The sequence below is a fragment of the Oceanobacillus manasiensis genome, assembly GCF_000724085.1.
Taxonomy (GTDB): Bacteria; Bacillota; Bacilli; order Bacillales; family Amphibacillaceae; genus Oceanobacillus_B; species Oceanobacillus_B manasiensis.
On record NZ_CCDL010000001.1, the window covers coordinates 1,183,916 to 1,198,830 of the forward strand.

At 35.8% G+C, this 14,915-nt stretch carries 12 protein-coding genes; 11 read left to right on the forward strand and 1 reads right to left on the reverse strand.

Translation table 11 applies throughout. The annotated features are described in order from the left end of the window. Positions 1 to 62: 62 nt before the first annotated feature. From BN985_RS05890 to BN985_RS05945, 11 genes are all read left to right on the forward strand, one after another. Complete coding sequence (locus BN985_RS05890; RefSeq protein WP_042221732.1) at positions 63 to 1,460, forward strand: membrane protein; 1,398 nt, start codon at positions 63 to 65, stop codon at positions 1,458 to 1,460. 41 nt (positions 1,461 to 1,501) lie between these two features. Next, complete coding sequence (locus BN985_RS05895) at positions 1,502 to 2,677, forward strand: iron-containing alcohol dehydrogenase (protein ID WP_042221734.1); 1,176 nt, start codon at positions 1,502 to 1,504, stop codon at positions 2,675 to 2,677. Positions 2,678 to 2,718: 41 nt separating this feature from the next. Further along, the gene (locus BN985_RS05900; RefSeq protein WP_156960080.1) at positions 2,719 to 4,152 is read left to right on the forward strand and encodes an aldehyde dehydrogenase family protein; all 1,434 of its coding nucleotides are present in this window, start codon (positions 2,719 to 2,721) and stop codon (positions 4,150 to 4,152) included. 521 nt (positions 4,153 to 4,673) lie between these two features. Then, on the forward strand, positions 4,674 to 5,468 hold the full coding sequence (locus BN985_RS05905; RefSeq protein WP_042221738.1) for a zinc-ribbon domain-containing protein: 795 nt from the start codon (positions 4,674 to 4,676) through the stop codon (positions 5,466 to 5,468). A gap of 1,304 nt (positions 5,469 to 6,772) precedes the next feature. Beyond that, positions 6,773 to 7,255, forward strand: a complete 483-nt coding sequence (locus BN985_RS05915; protein WP_042221741.1) for a hypothetical protein — start codon at positions 6,773 to 6,775, stop codon at positions 7,253 to 7,255. 7 nt (positions 7,256 to 7,262) lie between these two features. Further along, positions 7,263 to 8,984 carry a hypothetical protein gene (locus BN985_RS05920; RefSeq protein ID WP_042221744.1) on the forward strand — a complete coding sequence of 574 codons (1,722 nt, stop codon included), beginning with the start codon at positions 7,263 to 7,265 and terminating at the stop codon, positions 8,982 to 8,984. A gap of 11 nt (positions 8,985 to 8,995) precedes the next feature. Beyond that, positions 8,996 to 9,172, forward strand: a complete 177-nt coding sequence (locus BN985_RS05925; protein WP_232225536.1) for a hypothetical protein — start codon at positions 8,996 to 8,998, stop codon at positions 9,170 to 9,172. Then, positions 9,169 to 9,729, forward strand: a complete 561-nt coding sequence (locus BN985_RS05930; protein WP_042221747.1) for a hypothetical protein — start codon at positions 9,169 to 9,171, stop codon at positions 9,727 to 9,729. The genes BN985_RS05925 and BN985_RS05930 overlap by 4 nt, the downstream gene beginning before the upstream one ends. Next, on the forward strand, positions 9,726 to 11,288 hold the full coding sequence (locus tag BN985_RS05935; RefSeq protein ID WP_042221749.1) for an AAA family ATPase: 1,563 nt from the start codon (positions 9,726 to 9,728) through the stop codon (positions 11,286 to 11,288). Before BN985_RS05930 ends, BN985_RS05935 begins: the two co-directional genes overlap by 4 nt. 424 nt (positions 11,289 to 11,712) lie before the next feature. Beyond that, positions 11,713 to 12,366 (forward strand): hypothetical protein, encoded by a 654-nt coding sequence (locus tag BN985_RS05940; protein ID WP_042221751.1) that lies wholly within the window; start codon positions 11,713 to 11,715, stop codon positions 12,364 to 12,366. A 492-nt stretch (positions 12,367 to 12,858) separates the two neighbouring features. After that, complete coding sequence (locus BN985_RS05945) at positions 12,859 to 13,215, forward strand: hypothetical protein (protein WP_042221752.1); 357 nt, start codon at positions 12,859 to 12,861, stop codon at positions 13,213 to 13,215. 658 nt (positions 13,216 to 13,873) lie between these two features. Here the strand turns inward: BN985_RS05945 and BN985_RS05950 are convergent. Then, complete coding sequence (locus tag BN985_RS05950) at positions 13,874 to 14,890, reverse strand: ParB/RepB/Spo0J family partition protein (protein WP_042221755.1); 1,017 nt, start codon at positions 14,888 to 14,890, stop codon at positions 13,874 to 13,876. Positions 14,891 to 14,915: the final 25 nt, after the last annotated feature.

Consider the following 14,915-nt stretch of genomic DNA (forward strand, 5'->3'; position numbering starts at 1 on the left):
GCTTTTATTTACGCAAGAATGTAAGGGGTTACAATTACAATTAAGCGATAGGGGGAAAGTTTATGAAATGGAAAAATCGTAAATATGGGGAAGAATCACCTTATATTCCAGCAGGACCTTTTAAAGTAAGATTGCCGTTTGTTCATTATCGTTTCGAGTATCCAGATTACGTGCAAGGCTTGCTAATGTGTGCGGTAGATCTATCAGCAATCCCAATTTTAATTGAACTGTTAGGAATGCCATTTGAAGTGGCTTTAGCAATCGTCATACTTAATGGACTGTTTTATTTACTGCACCACCTTTTAGGTGACCCGGCTGTGCCAGGATGGATTACACCTGCAATCCCTCTTATTATACTGTATTGTCAGCAATTTCCTGAGGGGCCGGAACGTGTCCATGCCTTAATTGCCTTTCAAATGACATTAGGGATATTATCAATAGTCCTTGGCTCCACAGGGTTAGCGACCAAAGTAGTGAAATTGATTCCATCCGCTTTGAAATCAGGCATCATACTAGGCGCAGGATTAGGTGCGGTAGTCTCTGTATTTGAAGTTGGTGGTAGATTTGAATCCTTTCCATGGACAATAACAATTACGATTGGTATTGGTTTTTACCTTTTATTTTCAAAGCACTTTATAAACTTACAGAATAAAAATATTTTATGGAAAACGGTAGCCAAGTTAGGAGTATTTCCCGTAATCCTTTTAGCTGTTTTCGTTGCTCCGTTATTTGGTGAAGCAGCTTGGCCAACTATTGAATGGGGATTTTCTAAACCTGATTTTGTTACATTATGGAGTGAATATACCATGTTTGGGATTGGTTTCCCTCCATTAATTTTATTTTTAACAGGGCTGCCAACTGTTCTTGCAGCTTATATTGTATTATTCGGTGACGTCCTACAAACAAAAGCACTAATAGACGAAGGTGTAGCTGGACGTCCAGATGAAAAAGTGGATTATAATTCCAGTCGAGCGCACTTAGTCTTTGGTATCCGTAATAGCTCGATGAGTATAATTGGTCCTGATGTAACCATGGCAGGTCCTTTATGGTCAGCAATGCAGGTTGTCATGATTGAACGATTTAAAAAAGGACGTAAAGCAATGAACTCTATATTTGGTGGAGTAGGTTCTTTCCGTTGGGGTACCAATACAGGCTTACTTCTTTTACCAATCGTAAGCTTAGTAGAACCGATATTAGGAGTAGCAATGGCATTAACTCTATTAATACAAGGTTATGTAAGCGTAAAGGTAGGAATACTAGAATCGAAAAGTCAACGGGATTTAGGAATCGCGGGAATAATTGGTGCAGTTCTTGTTATTAAAGGTGCTGCTTGGGCGTTCGCAGTAGGGATCATACTTTGTGCCTTAATCTACGGGAAAGATTTCTTTAAAGGAGAAGTAGATAAAACGTTCTTAAAAGACGTAGATGAAGCGAGTGAAGAAACAAGAAAGTCAAGCTAGTGAAAAATAGCTTTATAATCTTAGACTAGGAAGTGATAGACATGTCTGAAAAAATCACCTTAACTCCAATTAGTTATACTGGTTGGAATTCATTATCTAATTTAGAAAATGAAGTAAAACGGTTTAATGTCAACAAAGTATTAGTTATCTCAGATCCCTTTTTAGTTGATATTGGTGTCACAGATAAAGTAGTAAAGCCTCTCGATAAGGCTGGGTATAAAACTGAGATTTATACAGATGTCGTTCCAGAGCCTCCTTTAGCAATTGGTGAAAAGCTGGTTACGTACACACGAGAGCACAATTTTGAGATGGTGATTGGTGTTGGAGGAGGCAGCGCGTTAGATTTAACGAAATTAGCAGGTGTACTAGCAACACAAGAAGGTGAAGTTAAGGATTATTTAAATTTAACTGGGACCAAAGAAATTTTGAATAAAGGGTTGCCAAAAATATTAATTCCAACGACCTCTGGTACAGGTTCTGAGGTAACGAACATTTCGGTATTATCTTTGGAGACAACGAAAGACGTTGTTACCCATGATTATTTATTGGCTGATGTGGCCATCGTAGATCCTGCTTTAACATTATCATTACCGCCCAAAGTTACAGCAGCTACTGGAATTGACGCACTTACACATGCTATAGAAGCTTATGTATCGAAAAATTCAAGTCCAGTTACGGATGGAATGGCCTTACATGCTATTCGATTAATTAGCAGTTCGATTACAACTGCGGTATTAGAAGGGGAAAATAAAGAAGCAAGAATTAAGATGAGTTATGGCAGTTATCTTGCAGGGTTGGCTTTTTTTAATGCTGGAGTAGCTGGAGTACATGCTTTAGCATATCCACTCGGAGGTCAATTCCACATTTCTCATGGTGACTCTAATGCAGTATTACTTCCATATGTAATGGGCTATATTCGTCAAAGTTGCGAAGAGCGACTGAAGGATATATTTGAAGCAATGGGGTACAATGCTACAGGTCTTTCATCTGAAGAAGCTTCTTACAAATGCGTAGCAGAAATAAAAACAATGGTAAAAGACGTTAATATACCTACCAATCTAAAAGACTTCCAAATAACAGAGGATGCACTTGAAGGTTTAACAGACGATGCTACGAAGCAAAAGCGTTTACTAGATCGCAGTCCGATGTTGTTGGAAAAACAGGATATTTTTGCAATATACAAAGCTGCATATGATGGAGAAATCGTAGAAAAATAGATTAAAGTATAAGAGCGAAAAACGTAGTTAGAGGTGAAATAGTGGGAAAAATAAAAGACAAATTACTCATTGATGGAAATTGGATTACTACTAAGGAATATGCAAAACTTTATTCACCATATTCAGAAGAAAAGATTGCTGAAGTACCTTTAGCAAATGAAGAAGAAGTGAATATGGCAATAGAATCAGCTAACAAAGCTAAGGAGAGTTGGATCAAAAAGCCTGCACATGAAAGAGCTGGTATATTAGAAAAACTTGCACAGCTATATCATGACAACTTTGATAAGGCAGCAGAAATTATTGCCTTAGAAGCTGCAAAACCCATTGAGTTAGCAAAAGGGGAGGTAGCCCGCACAATTCAAACCTTTAAATTTGCAGCAGAAGAGGCGAAAAGAATTCATGGTGAAACAATCCCCCTAGACGCTGCGCCTGGAGGAGAAAATAGAATTGCATATACCATGCGAGAGCCGTTAGGAGTGATCGGGGCAATAACGCCTTTTAACTTTCCTTTAAATCTAGTCGCTCATAAGGTTGGACCTGCCATTGCATCTGGTAACACAATTGTATTAAAACCGGCGACACAAACACCGTTATCTTCTATCTTTCTTTCACAATTGTTAGAAGAGGCAGGACTTCCAGCAGGTGTATTGAATGTGGTAACTGGAAGTGGAAGATTCGTTGGGGATAAATTGGTAACGGATCCGCGAGTGAATATGATCACGTTTACTGGAAGTCCTGAAGTTGGGATTGGGATTCGTAATAGAGCAGGATTAAAGCGAGTTACGTTAGAGCTCGGAAATAACGCAGCAGTTATTATCGACAAAGATACAGTTATCGATGAAAAGTTAATTTCCCGTTGTGTGACAGGCGCATTTTCCAATAACGGGCAGGTCTGTATTTCACTACAAAGAATTTATGTCCATGAAGAAGTTTACGAAACGTTTGTGGAGAAATTTACTGAGGCCACAAAAAGGTTAAAAACAGGAGACCCTTTAGATCCTGAGACGGATGTTTCCGCATTAATTTCAAAGAAAGATGTAACGCGATCTTTAGACTGGATTGAAGAAGCTAAAAATGCTGGTGCAACAATTGCAACAGGCGGAGATGCAAATAGAAATACTGTAAATCCAACTGTTATTTTAGAAGCAGATCGTAATCTTAAAGTATCGTGTCAAGAAGTGTTCGCCCCAGTCGTCATTATCAACAAAATGAAATCGGTGAGCGAAGCCATTGATTTAGTGAATGATTCAAGGTATGGATTGCAGGCAGGCATTTATACGAAAGATATTGAAACAGCACTAGATGCAACAGAGAAATTGCAGGTTGGAAGTGTCTTAATCAATGATATCCCTACATTCCGTGTTGACCACATGCCATATGGTGGGGTAAAAGAAAGTGGTACAGGTCGAGAAGGAATAAAATATGCTGTAGAAGAAATGACGGAAATGAAGTTAGTTATTTGGAATAGAAACTGAGGAGTGGAAGTGGGCCATGCATAATGAGTTGTAAAGAGTTCAGTAGAAGGAACTGAAAACCTTATGCTTACTAAAAGAAATTGTGATAAAAAAGGAGACTCTCTTTGTATTGTTTGAAGGGGAGTCTTCTTTTTATGTACACTGGATTGAGTCTTTTTTACTATTATATTGAAATTCATGGTAGTATATTACTATATTTATTTGCTGTGCAAAATTATCCATATATTACAATTTGGAGGGGATGATTAGAAACATTGTTGAAATTTCCCTATAATCATTAAACCATTCTGCAATCATGAATTTAGATTTATATTAGAATCTGAAAAGAAGACTAGAGATGATAGATTAAAATGTGTATTAGTATACTTGTTTATAAAAACTGAATAGCGAAGAGCCAAAAATACTTAGAACAAAATCCTGAAAATTGCCGAACGTAAATAGAAATTATATATCATTTTAACGTTTTAAACATGCGGTGGAAACGTACAAAGAGAAAGTTATTTAGAGGGGGAAGTTTAAAATTGTTTTGTTCAAATTGTGGAAATCCTTTAAAGGAAAATGAAAAATTTTGCTCTAATTGTGGGAAAGAAATGAGTATTAGTGAAGGCACAGAAAAACCCAGCCTTATGCAACGTATCAAGAATAACAAAAAGAGCTTCATGATTGGGATAGGGGCTTTACTTATTGTAGCAATAGTATTTGTTAAGTTCACAGGTGGAGGTTCACCAGAAGACAAAGTAGAAAGTTTTATTGAATCTATTGCTAATGAAGATGTAGATCTATTTGCGGAAATTATGATGGAAACTTGGGCTTGGAATATGAACGAGGAGTTAACGTATGAATTTGGAGATAATTGGAGTAAAGATTTATCTATCCAAACCATAGAAGAATTAGAAGACACTGCAAGTATTGCAGTAGACTTAAAGTATGATAGTGATGAAATGATGCTATTTAAAAATGATGATAACGGAAAATGGATGCTTGATATAGCTTCTGATATTGTAATTGAAGGGAAAAACCCTCGTGTGGTAGCAGAAGACATCTATGAGGCTATAGCAAGTGTAGATTCAAAGAACATATCGAAAATGGTGGATTTAGAAACCAGAGCAGATTTTCAATATGAATTGGTTGAACTTAATAGTGAATTCAAGGAAAAGATGGGAAGAACTTGGGTAGATAATGTTAGAGTAGAAACCGTAATGGAAACTGATACAACAGCAGTTGTCGAAGTTCTATTAGGTGAAGATTCTGGGGAAGTTGAGTTAGTAAAAACTGGCAAAGGAAATTGGGTTCTATCAGAAGATTTTTATTATTAATTTCATATTAAATTGATAACGCTCTTCGCTATTCAATACTGTAAATGAAGTAAGTGGACACATTACCAACATATGCAACGGAGCCTCCTGATGAGATAATCTTTGTAGATTGGTTCTCACAGGAGGCTTTGAATTAGGCGAAATGGTATTGAGAGATGTAGTTGAAGAAGGCAGGTGGATTTATGCTTGAAGCAACAATTTAAGAAGGTCTACAGCAGTTTTCGGACTGGTTTGTAGATTTTTGTAGGATGAAGTAGGGGAAAGGTGAATCTATGAACAAGGATTGGCGAAGGTATCGGGGGTGCTATTCAAGAAAGTATTGAACCCAATTCCTACCCTATACTAATTAAAAATAATGGAGATGTTATGACGTTACAAAAGGTCTTTGGACATTTCATCATTAGAAAGGGTAAGAAAGTTTGTTCAAATGACTGATAGTGATTTTCATAGACAAGGGAAGGGTAGTCTATTAATAATATATATAATCTAGAAACTTGTTGAAGCAGTTATAGGAATTAATCTGCTTTTTGGTTTGGATAACAACCGGTAATCAGGTATTAAAATACGGTGTTTGCAAGAGATTCTAACACAATCTAAGAATAAGGGTCAAAGAGACCATATTAATGAAGCTAATCATTTACTGAATAGAATAGCTACAAAATTATGATGCGTATGCTTGATGAGTATTGGTTGAAATCTCCCTATCTGTAACTTAGTGTAGCCTATCCAAGGAGCTATGGCTATATGCCAGGGTTTTCTTTTTTGTTAAAACCTCTAGAGGTATTTTCTCATAACGTTTTTTATCGTAGTTGTATACTTTGATTAAATTAGCTTTCTTAACAAACATGTAATTTACATATTTATCAATAAAATATTTTTTCTTTTTTAAGTTATTCAAGGTCATCAACTTAACACCATCCTTCATTTAAATATAAAGACAGAATTATATGTAGCATGAATCCCAGCAGAATTCAAGATAACATAATGGTAATTCCACATAATAGATGACATAAAAGCAAGAAGTCCACTCCCATTATCATTATACTGCATTCAAGCCATTTAAGAAATAAGGAGTTACCAAACCCTATTTCGTCTGGGATGTTGTCTCTAGAAGCTACTTTAAACGTTATAGCTATTTGTGATTACTTCCATTTAGAACATATAGCAATTTATTTGAAGCCGTTTTATAAACTTTATTGGCCTTTAATTCCCTATAAAGAAAAAGAGTATCCAAAATTAATTGAAAACTTAATATCCTTATAGTAATATTTACTTACACATAGGTATAAAGGAGGGGGAGCAGGGTGAGAAGACCTATTTTTGAGGTCGATAAAACTAGTAAAACGGATTTGCAAGTCCTTTCTCAAGTAGGGAATCGAACAACTGTTGAATTAACAGGTTTAGAATTAAAGAGAAGACTACGAAAAAAACGTTCGTCTTCTTATGTAGAATCAATAAAGAAGTTGGATGCTCATAGTGTTACGAATAACCAAGCACAAATTGATGAGTTAAAAGAAGCAATACGGAGCGAATTTCCTGAACTTAAACCATATCAGTTTCCAATAGGTATTATTGCGAGATGCTATTTAGGAAAAACGTACGAAGTTCATACATTAGATGTTATATTCGATATTGTTAAGCATTATAAAAAAGGAGAAAGTCTTCCTCAACAACTAGAAAAGGGCAGAAGCTTAGCATTACATCCAAGTTATGAATTTATAGAGGTTTACAATGATGTAATAAGAGCAGTGACCATCCATGGTGATGTGTCCGTTATTGAGGAGTGAATATCTAATGTCTTCAGAGAGAATTATTTACGAGGCTGATCTAGGACGAATCGAGAACGGCCTTAAAGTCTTAGAGGATGGAGTAGAAGTCCTAGAAAATGGTTTAGACAATGTATATAACCAAATTGATACAGTAAATAGAGAAGTGCTAGATTCAAAAGCTAGCCTAAATGCACTAATAGAAGAATTTCATCTATTTGTAAGAAAAGATCAACTAGAAAAAAATATACAGATTGCAGAAACAAGGTTAGTTAAGGTACGTCAAGAATTAGAAACAAAATTTGGACATTATGGAGAGGTACGCCGCCGAGTAACTGGTATTCTTCAAGCGGCAGATGTAGGTCTTGTAAAAAAGGGAACAATCGAAAACACGACAGAAGAGCAAATGCTTTTAGCACCAAGATACTGGTTAGCCCCATGTTTAATTGCTCTATCCGCATGGTTAAATGATAATCATGAACTTGCTGATAAAGCAATGATGGAAGCGCTTCGTCGGGATGATGAAAAAACGTCCTTGTTTTTTGCTTTGGTTACTCGACGTGGTGCTCGCTACAAAGCAAGCAGAGCATGGTTAGAACGTTATTTTGGATTACAGGATCCACACCAGTTAGAAAGAGAAATTGTTGTATTAATTGACGGGTTCACTAATGGAATATTTGGTGCTGACTCTCGGGCGAAAATTAGTAAGGAAATTGAAACTTGGATAAATGAATTATCCGAGAGAGTAGGGTTTGTGGAAGAACAACATGAACAATGGAAAATTGCACTAAAATCAAAACAACAAAAGCTGAATGCTAATGATTATACATATTTAAGGAAAAATAGTACGTCATGGCCAAAGCTACAAGAAAGCCTGGAAGGAGCTAAACTTTATCAAATAATTTTTGATTATTTTTCAGAAATTTTCAGTAAAGAAATCACCCCGAATAAAGGTATTGCCTATGCTGTAGATGCATTACTAGATACGTTGGTTTCAAAATTTGACGAAGAAGAGCTGCCGAATCGCCGTGATGAGCGCTTATTATCTTTAATCATTGAGAATGATGGAGATAAGGTTGCTGCTCAACAATTATTTGATGATGAAAAAACATTGGAGGAACGGGTTAGTTTTAACCAGTTGCTTACTAATTTTGCAATGCATGCAGACGTTTCAAATGCATCTTTAGCGACACAGAAGTATTCTATTTCTTTATCGAAGAATTGGATTAAGAGTGCCTACGATGATCTTACTGTGAAGAACCGTGCAATAGTTCCAGTAGATATTGATTTAGAAATTGATCAGTGGAAAGGTACCACTCAGGATGGAAGTAATGAAGACGAGCTAATTCAATCGTTGGATTATCATATCGAAACTAGAAGAAAAGATGCTTTGTCTCAAGTGAAATTAAAATTAAAATACTGGATTGGTCTAGCAGGTGGTCTAATGTTTGCATATCTTGGATTTAGTACGCCATTTTTATTTGTTTTTGCACTCATTTGTGCTGGTTATTTTTATATAGGGAAAAAGGATGTAGCAAAACGGAAGGATCACATTCGTAAAGATTATAATAATTTATTAAAATATTGTAGAGAAGAATTGCTTGCCTCTTTAGTCGAAGTAGTAGATTGGCGAGAGGAATATAAAAAAGAAGATGAAAATTCAGTGAAATTTACTGAATTTCTAGATTCCATTTCACCAGAACAATATACATTTTCTAGTCACGATGTGGCAAGGTCTGTGGTTAACTAGGAGGACTAATGATGAATAATGAAAGTAAAGTTTTGGACAGTAATAAAGCGAGAGATCAAAAGTTTAAACTTGCAATGGAAGAGTTAGAAAAAGAAACAACAAATACTGCCTTAGTAACACAATTTCCACAGTGGGACTTAAAACCACCTGTTAATTTAGTAAAAAGAAGGAGTACAAAACTGTTATGAGTAATCCAAAGACGTACGCAGAATGGATGGTTTGTTTTAATCAATTCAAGGAAGGAGCGAAGGATGAAGAGACCATTCAGTCTATGGAGAGTGGGGTTATCAATTGGTCAAAAGGTGTGGCGGAACGTTTAACTCAGCGTCTGTATGAGGCAATTGATTACCGGCTACGTTTGTCTGCAAATCAACTGCAGAAGGATTTAGATTATAGTAGAGATATTGAAACAGAGGTAGTAAAAGCACTTTTATCTGCACGTAAACGGTTGGCCGTTATTCATAGGGCAGCAACTATTCGGTCTTTTCCAGAAGAAGTTAGAGATACGATGGAAAACCTCTTAATCGACTATGCAAAAAATACTCAGCAATCCTTAGAAGATAGTGCCAAATCTGATCGAACTGGACGCCTTCGTATGATGATAGGAAATAATCCTATTACAACGTTTGATAAAGTTGAAAACCTCTTTGGAGCAGTAAAAACTTCGGTAGAAGACAACCAAATCAAAGATTCAAGCAATCAGATGAATGGGAAAATGAATCGAAGAAGGGTTATATTATCATGAATGATTTACAATCTTGTTTAGAGACATTAGAAAGATATTTAAAAGCTAGAATACCGTTTATTTCTATTCGTACCTCAGAACGAGCACGAGCATTGGAAATAGCGGCTGAAATTGCCCATAAATTAACAATTCCCGTTTTTTACCACACAATCTCTCAAGGTACTAGGGATATTGTTTCCAATCGACTAGTGAACGATGATCGCTCGGTAATGGGGGGGCTTGATTTTGCTAATCAAAAAATTTCTCAGCAACAGAATGTCACGTACATTTTTACCGAAGTACAGGATTTGGGAGATGACACTCCAACTGCCAGACAATTCCAGGATTTAGCTATGATGGCAACGGAAACAGGAGGAAGTATCATTGTTATTACCAACGATCCTGTTTGGGGGCCATTGCAGCGTCATGGGATGTCTATTAAATTGGCCCCCCCAAATGAGGATGAGATGCTGAAAATTATTCAAGGTCAAATTTCTCCGTACCGTGGTGAAATCCCTATTGAATGGGGAGAAGAGGAAGAAAAGCAGGCTGCTGCTATTTTGTCGGGGATCAGTCAGATAGAAGCAGAAAATGTCATTGTTACATTGTTAGCTAATGGTGAGATTAAAAATGATGATTTAAAAGAATTAATGCATGCGAAAGATAGAATCTTTGCTGACATTTCAGGGATCGAACGTGTGTATGTTCGAAAAGATTATGAAGTAGGTGGGTTAGAGGGCATGAAGCTCTGGTTAGACGCAAATGAAAAGTTGCTAACAGCTGATTTGCGGAAAAGGGGAATTCGACCACCAAGAGGAATTCTATTAGTAGGTGTTCCTGGTTGTGGTAAATCCTTATCGGCAAAATCGATTGCATCTCAATGGAACCTCCCGCTTTATCGCTTGGATCTTTCTACAATCCATGGGCAATATTTAGGACAAAGTGAATCTAGATTAAAAGAGGCTTTACAAACTGCAGACCATGTAGCACCTTGCATCTTATGGATTGATGAAATCGAGAAAGGTTTAGCAGGTGCGCTAGGTGGGGGAGATGGGGGGACATCTACGCGATTAGTTGGACAATTTTTATATTGGCTTCAAGAGAGCTTAGCAAGAGTATTCGTTGTGGCTACTGCAAATGATGTATCTCAATTACCTCCAGAGCTACTTAGACGTGGCCGATTTGATGAATTATTCTTTGTTGATTTGCCAACTCCAAAAGAAAGAGAAGATATCATTAAAATTTATATATCTAAAGGGTTAAAACAGGAAGTTAATCCTAGTTTATTAGAGAAATTAGTGCGTCTTTCAGAAGGATTTGCCGGAGCTGATATCGAAGCAGCAGTAAGAGATGTCGTTAAACAAGCTGTTATAAGAGGTGATGAGTCGATAACAGATCAAACTTTTGTTAGCAACTTTGAGAATGTTGTCCCATTATCACAAACAAGTCCTGAGCAAATTGACCAAATTAGAAATTGGGGTCGTGAACGGGCAGTGCCAGCAGGTATATCATTTGATGAATCACCGATGGTTGAAGAACAATTTCCAAGAAAAAAAGGTAGTAGAACTGTTTTGGTGTAATTTTGCTAATAAGTTAGCTCTCTTGAAATGTGCGGACACTAAAGGGCAAGTAACTTTTGAGTAAATATTATAAAGAGCAGACCTAATAATGGTCTGCCTTCTGCTGTCTTGTACCTTATTAGCTTCATACACTCTTAATAATTTTCATTTTATTTACATGTGCTTCATCGATATCAACATAAATATTTTGTCATATCTATCTAAATTTGCTTAGCTAGTTGTGCACTTTTAGACTTTTTCTAAATTGGTCGAAGGGTTCTGTTCAGTTCATAAATCTCTTCAAACGTTAACGGTTAATTTTTCTCTAAAAGAAAAAATAATGGATTTTTAGCACTATTTTACTTTTGAACAATTATTATATAAAATCTTATTGATTTTCACTTTATTTACAGTAAATTAAAGACTAGAAAAGGGGATGAAAGATTTGAAAGGGAAGATGTGGGTAACAACTGTGTTAATTTTACTATCTATGGTATTAGTAGCTTGTGGCGACCTTGAGGAAGCCGAGAGTGTTGAAAACTCAAGAGAAAGTAATGTAGATCATAAAGAGGAAGTAAAAAATGTAGAGAAAGTTGAGAATGCAAATGAAACAGAAAATAAAGAGGAAGAAGATACAGAGGAAGTAAAAAATGATATTAATAGAGGCAGTGAAATGTCTGATGAAGTTGAAGATTCTGCTGAGGAAAACATTGATGAAAAAGAAGAAATTGGTACAGTTGAAAGTGGTTATGGGAAAGAAGCTTATGAAGTTTTACTAGCTAATGAGCAAAGCGCCCTTAATGGAGACATCGATGCTTACTTAGAGACATTAACTAGTGATAATGTAACAGAAAAAAATCGAGATATTTATACGCAGGCTTTTGAGGAAACGGATTACATAAGTTATGAGACTCATTCTACTAAAGTTTTAGAAGCTGCCGAAGATAAAGTTGTTATTGAAGTGGAACAAACGTCAACGTATGAAGTTCTTGAAGAAAGAGCAACTTACGAAGCAGCAAGACATTTTAAACATACGCTTGTTCGTGAAGACGGAGAATATAAAATTCAGAGTTCCGAAATGATAGATGAGACTGCTTAATAGAATGCAAATATAATTGACAAATTTGAATCATGAAAGGACCTCTTAAATGAGAGGTCCTTTCACATGTTAAGCAGAGTGTGTACATTTATGTAATTGTGCTTAATACAAGTGCCCTTAAGATATAGAGTAGAGAGTTGGATAATTCAATTAATATTTTGCGTATTTTTATCTATTCAGCCTCACGGCGTAACAGTCACACATGTGTGAGGCATGTCCCAAAAACGTGTATGCTTATTCTGCTGTCGGGAATACATATTACATTAATGAACAGATCGATTGCCCAGAATGTAGTGAAAGAAATGATTCTGCCTTGAGGGATAGTCACGCTATAAGTAATTGGAATATGCATGAGATACAATTATACCCATGGATAATTATTATAAAGGAGATTCAAGAGAAAATGGGGCTGAAATATCGTTGCCCGTCTTGTAATCAAGTTATTTCCGGAGTTAAGTTAATTAGATACTAATTTGAATGGAAAGGACTTGTATGTCGTTATTTTGTGAGTTATTTTATTTAATTGGTCACTCAGAAATTAAAAGAAAGGAAAATGCAGTAAAACTTGATACAACAAACGGTGAGTGGGTGTACAATGATCTAAAAAGAGATTATGAATACATTGAAGAGCCAATTTCAGAAATACCGAAATGGGTTAGTGTTGTCTATTTTGAAGAGGAGTACATCATTATCATTGGTGAAGAACCTTTTGAGGAAGTAGAGCCGATAGTGACAATTAGTTGTGAAGACTCAGCAGAAGTAAGAACAGTTATTAAAGTGCTTAAGGCAGTTTATAGCTCTAAAGGAAATGTTAATATAAAAAGTCTTTTATCCCCGATTATGCAATAGATTAATAAATGGGGTTTATAGTAAAATATTTAACATGTAACATTTAAATAACTTTGGCGTGAATATTTATACTTATGAATCATCGTCCCTTTTGTAGATAGTAGCTTAGATGGGAATTTTCAAAACGCTCTTATGTGTTTCTCTAACAAATTTAAGTTTTCTGGTTAAAGTCCATTGGGATAAAAAAACTCTATATTTTTCGTATGGCAGGGGGATTGTTAAAGTTATCGAGAGTACCAGAATGGATGTATTAACTTCTTTTAACTATAGGTATTAAAAAAAGAAATAGAGATATCGTTTTCCTCTATTTCTCTTACGTATATACTTTGGCACTGGCTCCCTTTACTTTTCCTAAGACTTAATCTGCCTAGTCATTATTCTGAAGAGCAAGATACTCCTCCCCAAAACACCTATAGTAACATCCATAGTTATCTTGATTACAATTTGCCGTTCTTACTTCCTCTAGGCCCTTAGGAAAAATAATATGCACACACATGCTCAAGTTCATTATGATAATAACTGTAAATCATTAAAGCATTTGACTGCTGAGCCATATTTCTTGTATTACCTAAATCACATTATATTGGGATTATCGTTTCTGCTTGTATTGTTGGGTTTTATAGAGAAAGAAGGAGTTTCCTATCTAGCTTTTATTTTATTAATGAAACCGAAATTTATATCCTGTTTGAGTTTCTTCACTTGTTAAATCTAAATTTAAAAAAGACTTGTTCGATTCATCACCGGATCGATTTTCTTTATAGTTATGATTCCAAGTCCAATCTAATAGGTTGTTTAAATTTAATAGAGCTGTTCGAAACTGCTGTTTTTGTAGATTGGTAGCTGAAAGTTCAATATCCGGATGTATATAACTAGATATCTCGGTTAGCGAACTTGTTAAATAGTTAATCCAGTGCCACGAATTATCCATATAATCATTTGGAGCTTCTTTCATTATTTCAGATAAAATAATCAACTCTGCTTCTTTATTTGTAAATCTTGCTTGCTGTAATGTTTTATTTATGGATCTGGATTTTTGTACATCTGTTAACTCCTGAAAAAGAGGATGCTTATCAAGCTTATTCAATGCATCCCCATCAGTTCCTGTCAATTTACGGTCGAGTAATAAATCATACAGTCTTGAAAATTGTTTAGCCGGAATTGACATGTTATAGATTACTCCTAAAGAATGCTGACTAGCTCTCTTTGCAGCGACCTCATCACGTAAACTTTTATCAATTTCTCGAGCTTTTTTCATTCGCTTAATTTGAGACGGTTTTGGTTGCACTACTTCAATTACTTCTTCATCAGAATAATGCCCTGCTTCTTGGATAGTTTCAATAGCATTTTGTATCTCAGCACCAATTATTCTCTTGGAGGTATTATGAAGGTGAAATCGCAGTGTTTCTCTTTCCAGTTTTGTACCGACAATTTCTTTTAAACGAAGGACTTTTACAATCTTAGACTTCTGGTTGTAAAGAGTTATCTCTTTTAGCGCTGTATATCTTCGGAACCCGTCAATCAGATAATACTTACCCTGTTTATCAGGTCCAACAACATATAGTGGAGTAAGAAGACCTACTTGCTGTATATTTTCCTTCAAGCTTGTGATATCAGGATGAAACCTGTTTTCTAAATCCCATACGATCTGATCCAAGGAGACCTCCAGAATGTCCATATAACCCCCCCGTTCTAAATGAAAA